The following is a 20,033-nucleotide window of genomic DNA, read 5'->3' as shown; positions in this document are numbered from 1 at the left end:
CTCAGGAGACGGTCGCGTCGCCGTAGACGGGACGGTGCTCCTGGACCGACTCGACCAGCTGGTCGGCGAGGTCGGCGACGTCGAGGCGCTTCTCGATCTGCCGCAGGTCGGCGATCTTGGCGCGGGTCTCGGCGCGGCGCGGGGCCAGCAGGGTGCAGCAGTCCTCGTCGGGCAGCTCGGAGATCGACAGGGTGCGGATGCGGCGCGCCTGGTCCATGATCTCGATCTTGTCCATGCCGACCAGCGGGCGCAGGATCGGCATCTCGACCGCGTCGTCGAGGGCGGTGAGGTTGGTGAGGGTCTGGCTGGAGACCTGGCCGAGGGCGTCCCCGGTGATCAGCGCGGCGCCGCCCAGCCTGCGGGCGAGGACCTCGCCGGTCCTGAGCATCAGCCGGCGCTGGGCGATCACGGCGAGCTTGTCGGCGCCGGAGGACTTGATCTGCTGCTGGGCCTTGCCGAACGGCACCACGAACAGCCGCGACCCGCCCTGGAACTTGTCCAGCTCGCGGACCAGCGCGTACGCCTTGTAGATCGACTCGGGGCCGGTGAACGGCATCCCGGAGAAGTGCAGGAAGTCCACCCGCAGGCCGCGGCGCATCATGCGGTAGGCGGCGACGGGCGAGTCGATGCCGCCCGACATCAGCACCAGGCCCCGGCCGCTCATGCCGACGGGCAGGCCGCCCTGGCCGGGCAGGCCGCCGGAGAACACGAAGACCTCGTCCCGGTCCACCTCGATGGACACGGTGTGGTCGGGGTTCTTCAGCCGGACGGGCAGCCCGTACGCCTCGTTGATCTTGGCGCCGACATGCCGGTCCAGCTCGGTGGAGGTCATCGGGAACCGCTTGTCGCGGCGCTTGGAGCGCACGGCGAACGTGCCCGAGATCCCGGCGGTCAGCTCCAGCGCGGCGCGCTCGACGCTCTCGACGTCCTTGCCGACCCGCCAGGCGCGGTGCGCCCACACGATGCCCATGACGTCGGTGATCCGCTCGGCGAGGCGGTCCACCAGCTCGGCGGTGGCGTCCTTGGTGCGCACGATGAACACGCCGTGGCGGCGGATGACGTCGACGCGGGCGATGGGGCGCACGGCCATGCGGACGTTGTCGGCCAGGCGGCGTTCGAACTGCTCGCGGTTCTTGCCCTTGAGGACGACCTCGCCCAGCTTCAGCAGCACGCACGGCTCGCCGTCGACGGCCGGCACCTGCTCCCGGGCTTCGACGGCCGCGGTGTCGAGCGTGGACATGCGAGATCCTCCTGTGTGACCGGGTGGAAGAAAAAGTGAACCTACAGTGTGGCCCACAGTTCGGAACACCGCGACCCACTAACGTGTTCCCCCGGCATGACGGCGCCCCGGGGCCGAAGGGCCGCCGGGGCGTCGTCGCCGTGTCTCAGGTCACCCGAAGAAGACCTCGGCCTCGGAGTAGCGCTCCAGCGGAACGGTCTTCAGCTCCTTGGTCGCCTCGTCGAGGCCCACGCGGACGATGTCGGTGCCGCGCAGGGCGACCATCTTGCCGTAGTCGCCGTCCTTGACCGCGTCGATGGCCTGGAGCCCGAAGCGGGTGGCCAGCACGCGGTCGAACGCGCTGGGGGTGCCGCCGCGCTGGATGTGGCCGAGGACGGTGGCGCGGGCCTCCTTGCCGGTGCGCTTCTCGATCTCGTCGGCCAGGCGCTGGCCGATGCCGCCGAGCCGGACGTGGCCGAACGCGTCGCGCTCGCCGGTCTGCAGCTCCATCTGCCCGTCGATCGGGTGCGCGCCCTCCGACACCACGATGATCGGGGCGTAGCGGGTCTTGAAGCGGCTCTCGACGTACTCGACGACCTTGTCGATGTCGAACGGCCGCTCCGGGATGAGGATGACGTTGGCTCCGGCGGCCATGCCCGCGTGCAGCGCGATCCAGCCCGCGTGGCGGCCCATGACCTCGCAGATCAGGGCGCGGTGGTGGCTCTCGGCGGTGGTGTGCAGCCGGTCGATGGCCTCCATCGCGATGTTGACGGCGGTGTCGAAGCCGAACGTGTAGTCGGTGGCGTTGAGGTCGTTGTCGATCGTCTTGGGGACGCCGACGACGTTGACGCCGTTGGTGTACAGCTCGCGGGCCACCCCGAGGGTGTCCTCGCCGCCGATGGCGATCAGGGCGTCCACGCCGAGCCCGGCCAGGTTGTCCTTGATCCGCTCGATGCCGCCCTCGACCTTGATCGGGTTGGTCCGGGACGAGCCGAGGATGGTGCCGCCGCGCGGCAGGATGCCGCGCACCGCCTCCACGTCGAGGGCGAGGGTGTCGCCCTCCAGCGGACCCCGCCAACCCGCGCGGAAGCCCACGAACTCGTACCCGAAGACCTGCACGCCCTTGCGCACCACGGCGCGGATCACGGCGTTCAGTCCGGGGCAGTCTCCTCCGCCGGTCAGCACTCCGACGCGCATACCCTCTCCTTCTCCCCACGGGGCCTTCCTCGGCTCGCGCGGCCCCCATTGGTCTAGACCATAGTGGTTCGGAGCGGGCCGGGGGCGGGTTCGGCGATCACCGGCGCGCGGCTTTGCCGAAGACCCGCAGCCTCCCCCGGACCTGCACGGCGAAACCTCCGGGGACGCGCCGGAACGCCGCTTTGCGCAGGCGCGGCTCGCCGGTCCCGTCATAGTCCCAACGGGTCTCGCGGAGGGCCAGTTCCAGCGCGACGGCCGGGGACAGCTCGTCCCGGTGCGCGCGGGCGAAGTCCCAGGAGTCGCGGAACGACCCGCGGGTGGGACGCTCCGCCGCCCACGCCGTGAACGCCGCCCTCCACCGGTCCCCGTAGCAGGCTGCCAGGGCGGGCCATGCCCGCGCCACCTCCCCCGCCCGTTTCCGCAGGATCGCGTCGGCGGCGGCGCGGACGGCGGCGGCGTCGAAGCCGGGCGGCAGCGGCCCGCCCGCCGTCATCGCGCGGACCAGGGCCTCCTGCCGGGCGGCCAGTTCCGCCGTCCCGCCCGGGTCGCCGGCGCCCGTGTCACCGGCGCTCATGTGACCGGCGCTCATGTCACCGGCTCCAGGCCGGACGCGGCGGCGATGGCGTCGAGCTCGGCGCGCAGTTCGGCGGCGGGCGGGTAGCGGCCGTCGCGTTCCAGCAGGAAGCCCGGCGGGCGCGTCCGGTCGGGGAGCCGCGCCGACAGCTCGGCGACCAGGTCGATGACCTCGGGCGGGACGGGCGCGGTGTGGGTGTCGTGGTAGCGGCCCCCGCCCTCCTCGCCGCCCGCGACGTGGCAGTAGGCGACGTGGTCGAGCGGGAGCCGGTCCAGCAGCCCCACCGGGTCCCGGCCCCGGTTGCGGGCGTTGGCGTAGACGTTGGCGACATCCAGCAGCAGCAGCACGCCGGTGCGCTCGACCAGCTCGGTGAGGAAGTCGCCCTCCTCGTACTCGTCGTCGGGCCAGTCGAACAGCGCCGCGATCGGCTCGACGGCCAGCGGCACCGGCAGCTCCGCCCGGGTGCGGCGGATGTTGGCGGTGAGGGCGTCCAGCGCGGCGCGGCTGCGCGGCACCGGCAGCAGGTGCCCGGCCTCGACGCCGCCCGCCCGCACGAACGCGACGTGCTCGCTGACCAGCGGCGAGCCGAGGAGCCCGGCGCAGGCGGCCAGGTGCGCGACGCGTTCGGGGGCGACCGGCTCGGCCCCGCCCAGCGACAGCCTCACCCCGTGCGGCACGACCGACGCGCCCCGGTCGCGCAGCTCCAGCAGGTGGTCGGGGGGATGGGCGAGGTGCACCGACTCGGCGATCACCTCGGTGAAGCGCAGTCCGGGCAGGTCGGCGACGAACCCGGCGATCTCGGGCCGCCACCCGATCCCCACGCCCAGCCGGGGCAGGCCCGCGGTGCCGTTCAACTGCTGCTCCCTCCGCCGCCGCAACCCGATCCTCCACCACCGCCGCCGCAGCTCGATCCGCTGCCGCCCCCGCCGGAGGAGCAGACCGGGGCGCTCGACGAGCAGCTCGCCCCCGAGTAGCCGATGCCTCCGGAGGAGGAGTCGGGCCCGGCCATCTCCAGCAGCCTCCCCAGTCCGGCGCACTGCGTGAAGTCGGGATCGACGGCCATCAGCGCGGCGGTGCCGAACAGCGCGGTCCCCATCGCGGCGGCCCCGATCCCGTAGGTCGGGTACGAGGGGGCGAGCCGCGGGTCGAGATGGGAGTGGCGGTTCCGGACATGCTTGAGCACCTGGTCGGCGGCACGCGTCCGTTGCCGTTCCCCACCGCCCAGGACGCCGAACAGCAGGAACAGCGCGACCAGGAGCCCGAGCGGCAGGAGCGCACGGAGTCCTCCCCGTTCGCCGATCGGGGAGGAGACGGTGACGAAGAAGGCCGCCGCGAGGATCCCGTAGAAGACGTAGGACATCGACCGCAGCGTCCGCGTGGCCGACGGCGGTGCGACCATGCCCTGCCGGACCAGGCCCTCCCGTGTGCTCTCCAGGGCCTGCTGGACGCCCGGGTCGGCGGTGACGCGGGCCACCGTCGCGGGGGCGCGCCGCACCGCGTGGTGGACCGCCAGGTCGAGGGGCGTGGTCGCGGCGCGCGGGTCGGCGACGGCGGTCAGGCCGCCACCGGGTCCGGCGACGACCGCCCCGTCCAGCCGCAGCGTCAGCAGCGCCGCCGCCACGGCGTGCCGTCCGCCGCCGGTGAGGTAGGCGATCTCGTAGGGGTGCGGGTCGCGCGCCGGCGGGTGCCCGGCCAGCAGCCGGTGCGCCAGCCACCGGCGCGCGATCGTGAGGGCCAGGGCGAGCGCGACCAGCAGCCCGAGGAGGGGGGTCATCCGCCGCAGCCACCGCCACCACCGCCACCACCGCCGCAGCCGCCACCGCCCCCGCCGCCGTCCCCGCCGCCGCATCCGGAGGTGGAGGAGCCCGACGAACTCGACGACGAGCTCGACGCCGTGGTGACCGCGAACTGCCTCTGCATCTCGGCCTCGGCGGAGAAGTGCGGGTCGAAGCTGGTCAGTGCGGGCACCCCGTACAGCGCGACGGCGAACGTCGCGGCGGACGCGCCGTAGGTGGTCCAGGCCGGGGAGTGGACCGGGTCGAGGTGCCGCATCGCCGTGCGGGCCCGGTGCAGCTCCCGCTTCCCCTCCGGGGTGACGGCCGACCAGTGGAACGTCAGCACCAGCGCCACCACGGCCACCGCGATCGTCGCGAGGACGAGGAACGCGACCGGCCTGCCGCCCGCCATGCCCGCCACGATCCGCACGACCCCGAGCGCCGCCAGCGCCACCAGCGGGAGCGCCGCCAGGCGGCGGGCGCGGCGCGCGGCCGGGCCGAGGACCAGGCCCCGGTCCACCAGGCTCCGCCGGATCGGCTCCAGCTCCGCGCGGACCGACGGCCACCAGCTCAGGTCGCCCGGCGACTCGGCGCCGTCGCGCAGCCGCCCGTGCACGGCGCGGTCGAGCGGCGTGGCGTTCGCGGGCGGATCGCCGACGGCCCGCACCTTCCCCCCGCCGGCCGCCTCGACGGCGCCCTCGGCGCGCAGCGCCGTCAGCGCCGCCAGCACGGCCCGGCCGGGCCCGCCGTCGAGGTAGGCCAGCTCGTAGGGGTGCAGGTCGCCCGCGAAGCGGCGGCCGGGGGCCAGCGCGCGGCGCAGCAGCAGCACCAGCCCGACCAGGACCAGCGCCGCCGGGACGTACATGCCCCAGATGAACAGCGGACCCGGGATCCCCCAGGTGTCACCCGCGGCGGACAGCGCCATGGCGCCCTCCCTCTGTACTCGCCGGTCCCCCCGGCTCATCTCTATAGATGCCGGGAAACCCGGGTTCGTTCCGCGTCAGATGACCCAGAACGGAGAGATCCACCGCCGGTTCATCGTTCGTCGTCGCGGTCCAGGCCCTTCTCGATGGCGTAGCGGACCAGTTCGACGCGGTTGTGGAGCTGGAGCTTGCCGAGGGTGTTCTGGACGTGGTTCTGCACGGTGCGGTGCGACAGGACCAGGCGCTGGGCGATCTGCTTGTAGGTCAGGCCCTTGGCGACCAGGCGCAGCACCTCGGTCTCGCGTTCGGTGAGGCGCGGCGCGTCGTCGTCGCGCCGGGGGGCGGCGGCCAGGCGGCGGTACTCGCCGAGGACCAGCCCGGCCAGGCCGGGGGTGAAGACGGCGTCGCCCTGCCCGGCGCGGGCGACCGCGTCCAGGAACTCCTCGCGGGCGGCGGACTTCAGCAGGTAGCCGGTCGCGCCCGCCTTCACCGCCTCCAGGACGTCCTGCTGCTCGCCGCTGGCCGACAGCACCAGCACCCGCACCGGCGGGTCGGCGGCGACCAGCTGCCGGGTGACCTCCACGCCGCCGATGTCGGGGAGTTGCAGGTCGACGATCGCGACCTGCGGCCGGGCCGCGGCGGCCACCCGCACGGCGGTGCGGCCGTCCCCGGCGGTGGCGACCACCTCGTGCCCGGCCTCGGCCAGGTCGCGGGCCACGGCGTCGCGCCACATCGGATGGTCGTCCACGACCATCACCCTCAACGGAACGGCAGGAGGTTCACTCACAACGGCCACCCTAAGGCCGGTCCCGGACACCGGGATCACCACGTGATCGAACAGAAGCCGGGGCGTGATCCTCCGATAGGGGCATGAACGGGGAGGAGGATCCCCCGGACCGCCCCCGCGGGGACCTCATGGCGCGAGGCGGCCGCGCGGCCGTGCTCGCCGCCGGTCCCGGGCGGCGCGGCGGCTAGCGGGGCGCCGGCACCGTCATCTCGATCTCGGTCCCCTCGCCCGGGGCCGAGTGGATGACGACGGTGCCGTTCAGGTCGCGGATGCGGCCCCGGATGGACTGGACGACGCCGAGGCGGCCGGCGGCGGCGGCCTCCTCCAGCCGGCCCGGCGGCATGCCGGGGCCGTCGTCGCGGACGCTGACGATGACCTCGCCCGCGCCGTCGTCCTCCAGCAGCACCCACGCGCGGGCCTGCTCGCCGCAGTGCTCGCGGACGTTGTCCAGCGCGGCCCCGACCGCCGCCGCGACCTCGCGGGCGGCCGGTTCGGCGAGCGGCACGGGCGTGGCCGGGGTGGAGACGGTGACGGTGGTGGAGCCGTAGGCGGTCAGCAGCGGACGCAGGTCGGTCGTGGTCCCCGGGCGCGGCGGGTCCCCGGCCGCCGGGCGCGGCGGCGGCAGGGGCGCGCCGCGGACGCTGATCAGGTTGCGCAGGGCCGCCTCCTGCTCGCCCGCCATCCGGCCGAGCTCGGCGGCCTCGCCGCCCAGCTCGGCGCCGCGCCGCTGCACCATCGCCAGGACCTGGAGCACCGAGTCGTGGATGCCGCGCGCCAGCCGTTCGCGCTCGCGGGTGGCGGCCTCCAGCTCCACCGCCCGCGCCAGCCGCGCCTCGGCGTCCCGGGCCAGCTTCACCACGTGCCCGACCACCATCCCGGCCAGGAACAGCAGCACCACCCCGTTGACGGTGCTGGGGCCGCCCCGCACGCCGGTGTCGGCGAACACGTGGACGAGGAAGTTGCCCACCGCCAGGATCGCGGCGGCGGCGATGCCCGCGCGCTTGGCGCCGACCACCGCCCACGCCAGCACGCTGGCCGCCACCCACGACACCGGCAGCGTCGGGCGGCCCTGCTGGAGGTGCGCGGTGGACTCCACCCAGGCGGTCGCCAGCAGGCAGCCCATCGCCACCGTCATGTCGGCGGCCAGCAGCGGCCAGCCCCGGCGGCGCGGGTCGGAGAACGCGAACGTCGCGTACGCCGTCCACACCGTCATCACGGCCAGCACCGCCCAGCCGCCCGCCGGGTGCTCGTACCCGTCGGGGCCGCCGGAGTTCATCGCGATCAGGACGGCGGCGTACCCCAGCGCGGCGAACCGGTACACCGCGACGGCGCGCCACAGCGCGACCTCCAGCCCCATCGCGGCGCTACCTCCGGAAGATCACTCGTCGTCGCCGACCGGCCGCGGGGTCCTGCCCGCCATCTCCGCCTTCACCTCGGCGGCGTACCGGTCGACGTACTCCTGGCCGGACAGCTCCCGGATGGCGCGCATGATCTCGTCGGTGACCTCGCGCAGCACCTCCCGGTCGTCCTCCTTGCCGTAGAAGCGGGAGAAGTCCAGGGGCTCGCCGAACCGCACGCCGGGCCGGATGCCGAGCCGCGGGTAGGGCTGGCCGGGCGGCATCAGCTCGAACGTGTTGATCATCGCCATCGGGATGACCGGCACCCGCGACTTCAGGGCCAGCCGCGCCACCCCGGTCTTGCCGCGGTACAGGCGGTTGTCGGGGGCGCGGGTGCCCTCGGGGTAGATGCCCAGCAGCTTGCCCTCGCCGAGGATGCGCAGGCCCGTCTGGAGCGCGGCCTCGGCGGCGGTGCCGCCGGTGCGGTCCACGGGCACCACGCCGACGCCGGTGAAGAACGCCTTGCTGACCAGCCCCTTGAGCCCCCGGCCGGTGAAGTAGTCCTGCTTGCCGATGAAGAAGATCGGGCGCAGCAGCGGCAGCGGGCCGAAGAAGTGGTCGGCGAACGACAGGTGGTTGCCGACCAGCAGCGCGGGGCCGCGCTTGGGGACGTTCCTCATACCCGAGTTCTGCGGCCGCCACACCAGGTACATGATGGGCGAGAGGATGATCCTCAGCAGGATCCAGAACCAGAGCATCCGGGCACCTTCCTCTGGCCGCGGTCACGCGGCGCTTCCTTCCGTGTCCCCCGGGCAACGGGGAGATGATGGAACATCTTCCCATTCCGTCCGGGCACTGCCCACACCCCCGCCCGGCGGGACGGGAATGAACGTAGGCTCGGAACGGTAATTCTCAATGGGTGTGCCCCGGGGGCTTGTTCCCGGCGGCGCAGCGAATACCGTGGGACACACGTTTCGGGGTGTCCGAGGGCCGTCGCAGGCGGTTCCGGGCGCATGTCTGTATGGGGGAGCGGAGGCCGTGATGCCGGTGCCGTCGGTCACGCCGGAGTCGACCAGGGAGCCGACCCCGTGAATCGCCGTGGCAATGGACTGTCGGCCGACGCCTACGCCCCGCTGGCCGACCTGGCGCCGGACCTGGCCGACGCGATGCTGACGGCCCTGCGGGAGGCCGGGATCGCCGCCTACGCCCTGTCCGAGCAGGACGTGGACCGGCTGTACGTGGACGTCGCGATGAAGCCGACGGCCGAGGGCGTGCTGCGCGCGCACCTGCCCCGGCAGGGCGAGCCCGACCCGCTGGAGCAGACCGGGGACGCCGACGACGGCGCCGACGGCGCGGCCACCGGCGGGCAGCCCACCGGGCCGCAGCCGACCGGGACCCTGACCACCGGGCCGCAGAGCCCGGTCGGCGGCGACGCCGCCGGCGCGGGCGACGGCGGGCGGGCCGGCGAGCGCGACGAGGACGCCATCTGGGCGGAGATCGTCGCGGGCTACGACGCCGTCCACGAGGGCGACCGGGTGCCCTGGCCGGACGAGGAGAACATCGACGAGCCCGCCGGGCGGGACGAGCCGCGCGAGGGCGAGGACCGCACCGGCCGGTTCCCGGACGCCCGGGTGATCCGCGCGGCCCACGACGACGAGGACGACTACCCGCCCGCGCCCGACGAAGAGGGCCACTACGTGCCCCCGCCCCCGCCGCCGCTGCCCAGCGCCGACCCCCTCACCAAGGGCGCCTGGATCGCGCTGGTCGGCGGGCCGCTGTACCTGCTGCTGACGGTGCTGCTGAGCTGGCACGTTCCGGGCTGGGCGGCGTTCCTGGCGGTGGCGGCGTTCATCGGCGGCTTCGTCACGCTGGTGCTGCGGATGGGCGACGAGCCGCGCGACGGCGACGACGGCGCGATCATCTGACCCCTCGGCCGCCCGGGATCCCGGTGGCCGGGGCCCCGGACGGCTAGGGCCTGTTTCAAAGTGGGCCTCAGCCGCGCACGCGAGCGCGTTACCTGACCTGCGGGCCCGACGCCGAAGGCGAGGGCCCGCAGGTCAGATCGCGAAGCGATGTCGCGCTCGCCAAGCCCTGGTGAGGTGCGAGCCGCCAGGCGAGCGCCGTGGGCCAGGGCTTTGAAACACGGCCTAGGGCAGGTGGAGTTCGGCCAGTACCGGCCGGTGGTCGGTGGCCCTGGGGTACAGCTCGACCGGCGCGGGCGGGCCGGGCACGCCGCAGCCGGCGACCTCGATCCGCGGATCGACGAAGATCCCGTCGATGCGGCGGCGCGGCGCGGCCGACGAGAACGTCAGCTCCTCCCCCGCCGGGGCGACGGCGTACCCGTCCTGGAAGCGGCCCGCCAGCAGCGCCCAGGAGTCGCCGCCGGGCTCCTGGTTGACGTCCCCGGCGACCAGCATCGGCGCGCGGTGCCGCCGCCCGGCGCGCTCCAGCAGCGCCAGCACCTGGCGGGTGTGGGCGCGGCGCGGCGCGTCCACCAGGTCCAGATGGGTGCTGGCCGCCACCAGCCGCGCCCCCTCGACCTCCAGCGCCGCGATCGCCAGGCCCCGCCGGTGCAGTCCCGGCACCCGGTGGAGCAGGTGGAACTCGCGGGCGACGGGCGTGACGCGCGGCCCGGCCAGCACCGCCAGCCCGCAGGCGCGCCGCCCGGCGGCGACGGTCATCCCGCACGCGGCGGCCAGCCGGCGGCGCTTGCCCCACCAGCCCCAGAACCGCGGGACCTCCTGGAGGCACAGCACGTCAGGCCGCAGCGCCCGCACCACGCGGACCAGCGCGTCCGGGTCGTCACGCAGCGAACGGATGTTGTAGCTGACGACCCGGAGCACGGGCATGGCGTCTCGCTCCTCAGAGGCGGGCCAGGTCGGCGGCGCCGACGATGCCGGCGGCCGAGCCGAGCTCGGCGATGCGGACCTCCGGCTCCGGCCGGTGGCCGCGTCCGGTCAGCGCGTTGTGGAACGCCGTGCGCACCGGGTCCAGCAGCAGGTCCCCGGCGTCGGACAGGCCGCCGCCGATGATGAACAGGCCGGGGTCGAGGATCGCGGTGAGGTCGGCCAGGCCCTGCCCGGCCCACTTGGCGACGGTGCGGAAGCACTCCAGCGCGGCCGGGTCGCCCTCGCGGGCCGCCTGGGTGATCTCCGGGCCGCTGATGCCCTCGGGGCTGCCCTCGCCCAGCTCCAGCAGCCGGCCGGCCATCGCCGGGGACACCCGGGCCAGCTCGCGGGCCTCGTGCAGCAGGGCGTTGCCGCTGGCGTACTGCTCCCAGCAGCCGCGGTTGCCGCAGCCGCAGCGGCGGCCGTCGGGCACCACCCGGAAGTGGCCGACCTCGGCGCCGATGCCGAACCGTCCCCGGTACAGCTCGCCGTCGATGATGATGCCGCCGCCGATCCCGGTGCCCAGGGTGACCAGCACGATGAAGTCGTGGCCCCGGCCGGCGCCGAACCGCGCCTCGCCCCAGGCGGTGGCGTTGGCGTCGTTCTCCACCACCACCGGCAGCCCGACCCGGTCCTCGACCTTCTGCTTGATGGGCTCGTCGCGCCAGGCCAGGTTGGGCGCGAACAGCACGGTGGAGCGCGTCTCGTCGACGAACCCGGCGGTGCCCAGGCCGACCGCGACGACGTCCTCGAACTTGCCCTTGAGCAGGTCGACGACCTCGGCGATGACCTCGGCGGTCTCCGCCGGGTCGGTGGAGGGCGTGGGCCGCCGCACCTTCTCCAGGATCGTCCCCCGGTCGTCGACGACGCCCGCGGCGACCTTGGTGCCGCCCACATCCACGCCGATGGTCAGGGCCATGTACGCTTCCTCCTCCTCACGCGCCCGCTGACGCGGCCGCGCGCCGCACCGCGGCGTCTCCCCTGTGGGATACCCGTCGGCACGGTGCTACCCGATGTCGATGGGGTCACCGCCGGCGGCGGGCCCCGGCCGGCCGTCCTCCGGCCGTGCCTGTGACGTCGCCCCCGGCCGCCGGCCCGGCTCGCGGGTGCGCTCGTAGGCCGCCACCACGTCCAGCGCCGCCGCCGCCAGGGCCGCCCCGGCCTGCCGGACGTGGCGTCCGACGTCGGGCCCGGACTCGCGCGCCATCGCGATGGCGCGGCAGATCGGGCAGTTGCGGCACTCGGGCGCGCCGGTGGCGATGTGCGGGTCCTCGGTCACGGCCCGGCTCCACACGTCGTCCGCGCCGGTCCCGGCGCCGCCGGTCCCGGATCCGCCGGTCAGGCGCCTGCGCAGGACGTCGAAGAGCTTGGCCGCCTCGTCGAGGACGTCGCCCGGCTGCTCTGTCATGAGAACATTGTCCATCCGTCGTCGGGGTGGAACGGTACCGCCCCACCCGGGCCATCGATGATTACTCAGCCCTCGACGTGCCGTTTCAGTCCCTTGAGGGCCGAATCGATGATCCGCTTCTCGGCCTTGCGCTTGACCATCCCGATCATCGAGACCTTCAGGTCCACCGCCAGCTCGTAGGTCACCTCGGTGCCGTCCCCGGCCTCGGCCAGCAGGTAGGAGCCGTGCAGGTTGGAGATCATCGTGCCGGCGCCGACGGTCTCCCAGCGCACCGCGGTGTCGCCGTCCCAGGTGTAGGTCAGGTCGACGGTGTCGTTGATCGGGCCCATCGAGATGGTCATGCGCGCGCGGGACGCCCGGCCGTCGTCCCCGGTCCCGCCCACCTCGAACCGTACGCCGCTGGTCCACTCCGGGTACGCCTCAAGATCAGCGATCACCTCCATGATCTCGGCCTTTCCGGCCTTGATGGTGATGGAGGAACTCGTCCGGTCGGCCATGCTCGCCCTCGTCTCTTCCTCTGCCGGTCAACGCGCCCGCTTCGGGGCGGCCGGAGGCTCCGGGGACCCTCCGGGGATCTCAGTATCTTTCACACCGTCAGGACGTAGGGGGTGCCGCGCCCCCGGAAGTGCCCGACGTTGACGCACTCGGTGCGGCCGACGCGCATGCGGGCCGCCAGGGGCTGGTGCACGTGCCCGAACAGCGCGTAGCGCGGCTGGACCCGGCGGATCAGGTCGAGCACCGCCTCGCTGCCGCGCTCGAACCGCCGCGCCACCGTGTCGTACAGCAGGTCGGGGACGGCGGGCGGGATGTGGGTGCACAGCACGTCCACCTCGCCCAGCGCCTCGACCTTGGCGGCGTACACGTCGTCGTCCAGCTCGTAGGGGGTGCGGTACTCGGTGCGCAGCCCGCCGCCGACGAACCCGAACCGCAGGCCGCCGATCTCGACGGTCTCGCCGTCCAGCACGTGGTGGCCCTCGCGCAGGTAGTCCCGCCACATGCTCGGGATGTCGACGTTGCCGTAGGTGAGGTAGGCGGGGGTCGGCATCGCGTCGAACAGCTCGGCGTACTGGCGGCGCACGGCGCGTTCGATGTGCGGCCAGGCCTCGCCGTCCAGGGACGCCCACATCCGCCGGGAGAACTCGCGGGCCTCCTCGAACCGCTTGGCGGTGCGCAGCGCGATGAAGCGGTCGGCGTTCTCCTGCCCGAACAGGTCGGCGAAGATGCCCTGCCCGTGGTCGGAGTAGTCGATGAACAGGATCAGGTCGCCCAGGCAGATGAGCGCGTCCGCTCCGTCCCCCGCGCGTTTCAGTGCGTCCGCGCGGCCGTGGACGTCACTCACCACATGGATCCGCATGGACCGACTCTAATGGCGCGTCACGCGCCCCCGCGCGGCGCGTCGCGCCCGGACCATCCGGGGTCAGTCCCGCGCGGCCGCCGCCACCAGCGTCCGCCACTCGCGGACCAGCGCCGCGTCCACCGGCCGCTCCCAGGAGCCGTCGGGCCGCACGGCCGTCCCCACGTGGAACTTGCCGATGCCGGCCGCCGCCAGCACCGCCACGTGCTTGCGGCGCAGTCCCCCGCCCGCCATGATCAGCCCGGCCGCGGCGGGATCCTCGGCGGCGCGCCGGACCAGGGTCTCCACCCCGGCGTCCACGCCGCGCGGCGACCCGGCCGTCAGCACCGTGTCCATGCCGCCGTCCGCGCCGCCCGGGCCCTCGGCCAGGTCGCGCACCACGGGCCAGGCGGCGGCGGGGTCGGCGGCGTGGTCCAGGGCCCGGTGGAACGTCCACGGCAGCGGCGCCACCACCGTCGCGATCTTGCCGGTGGCGGCGGTGTCGACGTTGCCGAACGAGTCCAGGAAGCCCAGCACGAACCCGTCCGCGCCCGCCTCCCGCAGGTCCTCGGCGGCGCGCCGCAGCCGGTCCAGCTCGGGGCCGGTGGTGCGGAAGCCCGCGTTGGCGCGCAGCATCACCCGCATCGGCAGCGATGTGACCTGTCTCATCCTGGCCACGGCCTCCGGGTCGGGGGTGAGCCCGTCGGCCACCATGTCGGCGACCACCTCGACGCGGTCGGCCCCGCCCTCCTGCGCCGCCCGCGCGTCGGCCACGGTCAGCGCGATCACCTCGAGCAGCGGCATGGCTCGGTCCCCCTGGGTCACCTGGGCTTTTCCAGATCAAGGTTAGGCGGTCCCGGCGCCGCGCCCCGCCGCGCCCGGCGGACCTTTGCCGGTCGTTGACCCCTCCCGCGGCGCGGTCCGGCGGCCACGGTCCGTGACGGTGGCGGGCACGTAGGCTGTCACCTGGGCTGACCAGCAGAGCCGTTGCTACCCATGGGTATCTTCCCGGGCCGGATGCCTGTACCGTCGTCCCCGCCGTATGCAGTGACAACCGAGGAGTGGCAGTGCGCGAGTTCAGCGTCCCCGCCATGGTGGAGGTATCGGATTCCACCAATCTGACCGACGCGCCCTTCACCCGAGCCGACCGGGAACCCGGCCGGATCGTGCTCCGCCGCAAGGACGGCGACGCGTGGCGCGCGGTGACCGCCGGCGAGTTCGCCGCCGAGGTGTCCCGGGTGGCCAAGGGCCTGGTCGCCGCCGGGATCGAGCCGGGCGACCGCGTCGCGCTGATGTCGCGGACCCGCTACGAGTGGACCGTTCTCGACTACGCCGTCTGGACGGCGGGCGCGGTCACCGTCCCGGTCTACGAGACCTCCTCCGCCGAGCAGGTGGAGTGGATCATCGGGGACTCCGGGGCCCGGGCCGTGTTCGCCGAGACCGGCGCGCACCTGGACACCGTCGCCGAGGTCCGGGACCGGCTCCCGGGACTCGCGCACGTCTGGGGCATCGACGCCGGGGACGTCGACACCGTCGCCGCCGGCGGCGCGGAGGTGTCCGACGAGACCCTCGCCGAGCGCCGCCGGTCCCGCACCGCCGCCGACGTCGCCACCCTCGTCTACACCTCCGGCACCACCGGCCGCCCCAAGGGATGCGAGATCACCCACGGGAACCTGGTGCTGACCAGCCGCAACGCCGTCCAGGGCGCGATCGCCGAGATCGCCGTGGACGGCAGCTCCACGCTGCTGTTCCTGCCGCTGGCGCACGTGTTCGCCCGCCTCATCCAGGTCGCGTGCGTCGAGGGCGCGATCGTGCTGGGCCACAGCGACATCCCGAACCTGCTGCCGGACCTGGCGAGCTACCGGCCGACGTTCCTGCTGGCCGTGCCGCGCGTGTTCGAGAAGGTCTACAACGGCGCCGAGCAGAAGGCCATCGCGGGCGGCAAGGGCAAGATCTTCGCCACCGCCGCCGAGACCGCCATCGCCTACAGCAAGGCCCTGGACACCGGCGGCCCCGGCCTCGGGCTGAAGGTCAGGCACGCGGTGTTCAACAAGCTGGTCTACGGCAAGCTGCGCGAGGCCGTCGGCGGGCGCGTCCAGTACGCGGTGTCGGGCGGCGCGGCCCTCGGCGAGCGCCTCGGCCACTTCTTCCGCGGCGTCGGCATCGTCATCCTGGAGGGCTACGGCCTCACCGAGACCACCGCCCCCGTCACCGTCAACCGGCCCTCCGCCATGAAGGTCGGCACGGTCGGCCAGCCGATCCCCGGCACGACCATCCGGATCGCCGAGGACGGCGAGGTGCTGGCCAAGGGCGTGCCGGTCTTCGCGGGCTACTGGAACAACGAGTCCGCCACCAAGGAGGCCCTGGAGGAGGGCTGGTTCCGCACCGGCGACCTGGGCTCGCTGGACGCCGACGGCTTCCTGAAGATCACCGGCCGGAAGAAGGAGATCCTGGTCACCGCGGGCGGCAAGAACGTCGCGCCCGCCCCGCTGGAGGACCGGCTGCGCGCCTGTCCGCTGATCAGCCAGGCGCTGGTGCTCGGCGACGGCCGCAAGTTCATCTCCGCGCTGATCACGCTGGACGAGGAGGCCCTCGGCCCGTGGAAGGAGCAGCACGGCAAGCCCGCCGCCATGACGGTCGAGGAGCTGCGCAACGACCCCGAGGTCATCGCCGAGATCGAGGCGGCCGTGGCCGACGCCAACAAGTCGGTCTCGCACGCCGAGGCGATCAAGAAGTACCAGATCCTCGGCGTGGACTTCAGCGAGGAGGCCGGGCACGTGACCCCGAGCCTGAAGGTCCGCCGGCACGCGGTCCTCAAGGACTTCGCCGACGAGATCGACGCCCTCTACTCCTGAGGACCCGGTAGCGCCGACGTCACCGGATCCTTACTCCCACCTGGGGATATTCTCGGCGGGGAGGGATCTTCCTCCCCGCCCAGACCCCCGGCAGGAGTGATCGCGTGCGCGAGACCGGCGTCCCCATCGAGTTCCCCGTCCCGGAGCCGGCGAACCTGACGGACACGCCGTTCGAGCGGGCCGCGGCCGAGCCGGGGCGGATCGTGCTGCGCCGGCGCCGGGGCGACGCCTGGAGCGCGGTGACGGCGGCCGAGTTCGCCGCCGAGGTGTCCGCCGTCGCCAAGGGCCTCATCGCCGCCGGGATCCGGCCCGGCGACCGCGTCGCGCTGATGTCGCGGACCCGCTACGAGTGGACCGTCCTCGACTACGCCGTCTGGACGGCGGGCGCGATCACCGTCCCGGTCTACGAGACCTCCTCCCCCGCGCAGATCGCGTGGATCGCCGGGGACTCGGGGGCGGTCGCCGCGTTCGCCGAGACCCCCGCCCACCTGGACGCCCTCGCCGGGCTCCGGAACGAGCTGCCGGGGCTCAGGCACGTGTGGGGCATCGACACCGGCGACCTCGACGCGCTCGTCGGCGACGGCGAGGACGTCCCCGACGAGACCGTCGCGCTGCGGCGGCAGGGCGTGGTCGCCGACGACCCGGCGACGATCGTCTACACCTCCGGCACCACCGGCCGCCCCAAGGGCTGCGAGCTCACCCACCGCAACTTCCTCGGCACCGCCCGCAACGTGGTGCGCGGCGGCGTCCCGCAGATCGCCGAGGGGAACGCCTCCACCCTGCTGTTCCTGCCGCTGGCGCACGTGTTCGCGCGCCTCATCCAGGTCGGCTGCGTCGAGTACGGGATGGTGCTGGCGCACAGCGACGTGCCGAGCCTCCAGCGGGACCTGGCGACGTTCCGGCCGACGTTCCTGCTGGCCGTGCCGCGCGTGTTCGAGAAGGTCCACAACGGCGCCGCGCAGCGGGCCGCCGCCGAGGGCAAGGGAAGGATCTTCGACCTCGCCGCCGAGACGGCCGTGGCCTACAGCCGCTCCCTGGACGCCGGCGGCCCCGGCCTCGGCCTGCGGCTCCGGCACCGGGTCTTCGACCGGCTCGTCTACGGCAGGCTGCGCGCGGCCGTCGGCGGCCGGCTCCGCTACGCGATGTCCGGCGGCGCGGCCCTCGGCGAGCGCCTCGGCCACTTCTTCCGCGGCGTCGGCATCCAGATCATCGAGGGCTACGGCCTCACCGAGACCACCGCCCCGGTCCTGGGCAACCGCTTCACCCCGGGCGGCAACCGCATGGGCACGGTCGGCAGGCCGTTCCCCGGCACCGACGTGCGCGTCTCCGACGACGGGGAGGTCCTGGTGCGCGGGATCAGCGTCTTCAAGGGCTACTGGAACGACAAGGAGGCCACCGGGCGGGCCGTGCGGGACGGCTGGTTCCACACCGGCGACCTCGGCGTCCTGGACCCCGACGGCTTCCTGAAGATCACCGGCCGGAAGAAGGAGATCCTGGTGACGGCCGCGGGCAAGAACGTCGCCCCCGGCCCCCTGGAGGACGTGATCCGCGCCCATCCCCTGGTCAGCCAGGTGCTGGTGGTCGGCGACGGCCGCCGGTTCGTCGCCGCGCTGGTCACGCTGGACCAGGAGGCGGTCGCCGCCTGGCGCGCCCTCCACCCCGGCGGCGACGTCCGCACGGAGATCGACGCGGCCGTCGCGGAGGCGAACGCGACGGTGTCCAGGGCCGAGGGCATCCGCAGGTACACGATCCTCGACACCGACTGGACCGAGGAGAGCGGGCACCTGACCCCGAGCCTGAAGGTCCGCCGCCACACGGTGATGAGGGACTTCGCCGCCGAGATCGAGGCCCTCTACGACGCCCGGTGACCGACCAGGCCGTGCTCGTAGGCCAGGATCACCAGTTGCACCCGGTCGCGCACCCCGAGCTTGGTGATGGCCCTGGTCACATGCGTCTTGACGGTCAGCGGACTGATCATCAGGGCGGCGGCGATCTCGTCGTTGGACAGCCCGGTGGCGATGAGCCGCACCACCTCGGCCTCGCGGGCGGTGAGGGCGCCGAGGTCGGCCGAGGGCCGGGGCCGGCCGGCGAACCGCTCCACCACGCGGCGGGTGACGCCGGGCGACAGCAGCGAGTCGCCCGCCGCCACGACGGCGACCGCCCGGCGCAGCTCGTCCGGCTCCACCTCCTTGGTCAGGAACCCGCTGGCCCCGGCGCGCAGCGCCTCGAAGACGTGCTCGTCGGTGTCGAACGTCGTCAGGATGACCACCCGGACGGCGGGCAGCGCGGCCAGGATCCGCCGGGTCGCCTCGATCCCGTCCATGCCCGGCATCCGGATGTCCATCAGCACCACGTCGGGCTCCAGCCGCACCGCCTCCCGCACGGCCCGCTCGCCGGTCGCGGCCTCGCCGACCACGGCGATCCCCTCGGCGCGGGCGAGCAGGGCGCGGAACCCGGCCCGGACCAGGGACTGGTCGTCGACCAGCAGCACGTTGATCGTCATGCCGGCGATCCCGCCCTCTCGGCGGCCGCGCCGGCGGCCGTCCCGGCGACGGGCAGGGCGGCGCGGACCGTGAAGCCGTCGCCGGAGGTCAGGTCCAGGGTGCCGTCGAGCGCGGCCACGCGCTCCCGCATCCCGGTCAGGCCGTGCCCCGCCGCGAACGCCGCCGGGCCCGCCCCGTCGTCGGTCACCTCCACCCGCAGCTCCCCCGGCCGCGCGGCCAGCCGCACGTCGAGCCGGGCCGCAGCGGCGTGCCGCAGCGTGTTGGTGACGGCCTCGCGCACGATCCGGTAGGCGGCCACGCCCTGCGCGGCGGGCACCCCGTCCAGGTCGCCCTCCCGGTGGAGCGTCGCGGTCAGCCCGGCGGCCCGTGCACGGTCCAGCAGTTCCGGCACCTCCGCGAGGCCCGCCGGGCCGTCGCGCAGGTCCCCGACGAACGCCTTGAGGTCCCGCATCGCCCGGCCCCGGACCTCCATCGCGGTGCGCAGCGCCGCCCTCGCCTCCTCCGGGGAGTCCGCCAGGGTGTCGGCGGCCACGTGGAGGTGGACGCCGACGACGGCCAGGGTGTGCGCCACCACGTCGTGGACCTCGCGGGAGATCTCCAGGCGCTGTTCGGCCAGCCGGGCGCGCTCCTGGTCGACCAGGCGGGCCTCGTGCTCGTCCCGCCAGCGGCCGTACTGCCGCCGGGCGACGGCCCCGGTCAGCACCAGCGCCAGCCACAGCGCCTCCACGCCGATCCGGGCGGCCGTCTCCGAGACGCCGGAGGTCCCGGCCAGTTCCCGGGGCAGGCCGCACAGCAGGACCGCCGCGCCGATCCCGGCGCTCCAGCCGACGCGCCCCCGTGCCGCGGCGCTCACCAGGGCGGGGGTGAGCGGCCACAGCCAGCCACCCTCGAACAGGCCCGCCCACCGGTAGCCGACCATCACGGCGGCCGACACCGTCAGCACCGCGACCGGGTGGCGTCTGCGGAACAGCATCGCCCCGCCCAGCAGCGCCGCCGGCGCGAGCGTGCCCTCGTAGGTGAGCGTCGCGCCGACCACGGCCGGGCCCATGACCACGGCGACCGCCGTCAGCACGGCCAGCGCCGCGTCGACCAGCCGTTCCCACGCCACCCGCGTCATCGGCGCGCCTTCCGGCGCGGGCCGGTGGCGACCGCCGGCATCCAGACCAGATCCACGCCGACCACCCGTTCCCGCGTTCCGCACGTCACCGGCACGCCCTCCGGTGCGGGCCGGTG

General features: G+C 74.3%; 20 protein-coding genes. 3 read left to right on the top strand and 17 right to left on the bottom strand.

Features of this window, described 5'->3' with window-relative positions:
• Position 1: 1 nt before the first annotated feature.
• The 9 genes from thiI to HNR61_RS25335 all read right to left on the bottom strand — a co-directional run bounded on the left by thiI (position 2) and on the right by HNR61_RS25335 (position 8,570).
• Positions 2-1,240 carry a tRNA uracil 4-sulfurtransferase ThiI gene (thiI, locus tag HNR61_RS25375; RefSeq protein WP_182845709.1) on the bottom strand — a complete coding sequence of 413 codons (1,239 nt, stop codon included), beginning with the start codon at positions 1,238-1,240 and terminating at the stop codon, positions 2-4.
• A 150-nt stretch (positions 1,241-1,390) separates the two neighbouring features.
• The gene (locus tag HNR61_RS25370) at positions 1,391-2,416 is read right to left on the bottom strand and encodes a 6-phosphofructokinase (RefSeq protein ID WP_067811467.1); all 1,026 of its coding nucleotides are present in this window, start codon (positions 2,414-2,416) and stop codon (positions 1,391-1,393) included.
• Positions 2,417-2,513: 97 nt separating this feature from the next.
• Entirely contained in the window at positions 2,514-3,005 is a 492-nt protein-coding gene (locus HNR61_RS25365; RefSeq protein WP_220509795.1) for an SCO6045 C-terminal-like domain-containing protein, read from the bottom strand.
• A complete protein-coding gene (locus tag HNR61_RS25360) occupies positions 3,002-3,844 on the bottom strand; it encodes an MbnB/TglH/ChrH family RiPP precursor modification enzyme (RefSeq protein ID WP_182845708.1) in 843 nt (280 codons plus the stop codon). Before HNR61_RS25360 ends, HNR61_RS25365 begins: the two co-directional genes overlap by 4 nt.
• Positions 3,841-4,764, bottom strand: coding sequence for a TIGR04222 domain-containing membrane protein (locus HNR61_RS25355; protein WP_182845707.1), 924 nt, complete (start codon positions 4,762-4,764; stop codon positions 3,841-3,843). Before HNR61_RS25355 ends, HNR61_RS25360 begins: the two co-directional genes overlap by 4 nt.
• The gene (locus HNR61_RS25350; protein WP_182845706.1) at positions 4,761-5,690 is read right to left on the bottom strand and encodes a TIGR04222 domain-containing membrane protein; all 930 of its coding nucleotides are present in this window, start codon (positions 5,688-5,690) and stop codon (positions 4,761-4,763) included. Before HNR61_RS25350 ends, HNR61_RS25355 begins: the two co-directional genes overlap by 4 nt.
• Positions 5,691-5,800: 110 nt before the next feature.
• A complete protein-coding gene (locus tag HNR61_RS25345; protein ID WP_182846038.1) occupies positions 5,801-6,442 on the bottom strand; it encodes a response regulator in 642 nt (213 codons plus the stop codon).
• A gap of 217 nt (positions 6,443-6,659) precedes the next feature.
• Entirely contained in the window at positions 6,660-7,832 is a 1,173-nt protein-coding gene (macS, locus tag HNR61_RS25340; RefSeq protein ID WP_182845705.1) for a MacS family sensor histidine kinase, read from the bottom strand.
• 21 nt (positions 7,833-7,853) lie between these two features.
• Positions 7,854-8,570, bottom strand: coding sequence for a lysophospholipid acyltransferase family protein (locus HNR61_RS25335; RefSeq protein ID WP_182845704.1), 717 nt, complete (start codon positions 8,568-8,570; stop codon positions 7,854-7,856).
• Between the two features lie 330 nt (positions 8,571-8,900).
• On the opposite strand from HNR61_RS25335, the gene HNR61_RS25330 reads away from it, so the two are divergent.
• On the top strand, positions 8,901-9,737 hold the full coding sequence (locus HNR61_RS25330) for a hypothetical protein (RefSeq protein WP_182845703.1): 837 nt from the start codon (positions 8,901-8,903) through the stop codon (positions 9,735-9,737).
• A gap of 222 nt (positions 9,738-9,959) precedes the next feature.
• Here the strand turns inward: HNR61_RS25330 and HNR61_RS25325 are convergent, their stop codons facing one another.
• The 6 genes from HNR61_RS25325 to HNR61_RS25300 form a co-directional block, all read right to left on the bottom strand.
• Entirely contained in the window at positions 9,960-10,661 is a 702-nt protein-coding gene (locus tag HNR61_RS25325) for an endonuclease/exonuclease/phosphatase family protein (RefSeq protein WP_182845702.1), read from the bottom strand.
• Between the two features lie 13 nt (positions 10,662-10,674).
• Entirely contained in the window at positions 10,675-11,619 is a 945-nt protein-coding gene (locus HNR61_RS25320) for an ROK family glucokinase (RefSeq protein WP_182845701.1), read from the bottom strand.
• Positions 11,620-11,706: 87 nt separating this feature from the next.
• Positions 11,707-12,108 carry a hypothetical protein gene (locus HNR61_RS25315; RefSeq protein WP_067811498.1) on the bottom strand — a complete coding sequence of 134 codons (402 nt, stop codon included), beginning with the start codon at positions 12,106-12,108 and terminating at the stop codon, positions 11,707-11,709.
• Positions 12,109-12,173: 65 nt separating this feature from the next.
• Positions 12,174-12,605, bottom strand: a complete 432-nt coding sequence (locus HNR61_RS25310; protein ID WP_182845700.1) for an SRPBCC family protein — start codon at positions 12,603-12,605, stop codon at positions 12,174-12,176.
• Between the two features lie 89 nt (positions 12,606-12,694).
• Positions 12,695-13,462: a metallophosphoesterase family protein gene (locus HNR61_RS25305; RefSeq protein WP_067811503.1), complete on the bottom strand. Its 768-nt coding sequence runs from the start codon at positions 13,460-13,462 to the stop codon at positions 12,695-12,697.
• A 63-nt stretch (positions 13,463-13,525) separates the two neighbouring features.
• Positions 13,526-14,245, bottom strand: coding sequence for a copper homeostasis protein CutC (locus HNR61_RS25300; RefSeq protein ID WP_182845699.1), 720 nt, complete (start codon positions 14,243-14,245; stop codon positions 13,526-13,528).
• Positions 14,246-14,508: 263 nt separating this feature from the next.
• Here HNR61_RS25300 and HNR61_RS25295 point away from each other — a divergent pair, with 263 nt between their 5' ends.
• Both HNR61_RS25295 and HNR61_RS25290 read left to right on the top strand, forming a co-directional pair.
• A complete protein-coding gene (locus HNR61_RS25295; RefSeq protein WP_182845698.1) occupies positions 14,509-16,296 on the top strand; it encodes an AMP-dependent synthetase/ligase in 1,788 nt (595 codons plus the stop codon).
• A 104-nt stretch (positions 16,297-16,400) separates the two neighbouring features.
• Positions 16,401-18,164, top strand: a complete 1,764-nt coding sequence (locus tag HNR61_RS25290; RefSeq protein WP_182845697.1) for an AMP-dependent synthetase/ligase — start codon at positions 16,401-16,403, stop codon at positions 18,162-18,164.
• On the opposite strand, the gene HNR61_RS25285 is transcribed toward HNR61_RS25290, so the two are convergent.
• Complete coding sequence (locus HNR61_RS25285; RefSeq protein ID WP_182845696.1) at positions 18,149-18,799, bottom strand: response regulator; 651 nt, start codon at positions 18,797-18,799, stop codon at positions 18,149-18,151. The genes HNR61_RS25290 and HNR61_RS25285 overlap by 16 nt on opposite strands.
• Positions 18,796-19,917: a sensor histidine kinase gene (locus tag HNR61_RS25280; protein ID WP_182845695.1), complete on the bottom strand. Its 1,122-nt coding sequence runs from the start codon at positions 19,915-19,917 to the stop codon at positions 18,796-18,798. The genes HNR61_RS25285 and HNR61_RS25280 overlap by 4 nt, the downstream gene beginning before the upstream one ends.
• Positions 19,918-20,033: the final 116 nt, after the last annotated feature.

Origin of the sequence: Actinomadura kijaniata, assembly GCF_014138665.1 — a bacterium.
GTDB classification, from domain to species: Bacteria; Actinomycetota; Actinomycetes; order Streptosporangiales; family Streptosporangiaceae; genus Spirillospora; species Spirillospora kijaniata.
Note: the sequence above shows the minus strand (reverse complement) of the source record. Positions and strands in the feature narration are given on the sequence as shown.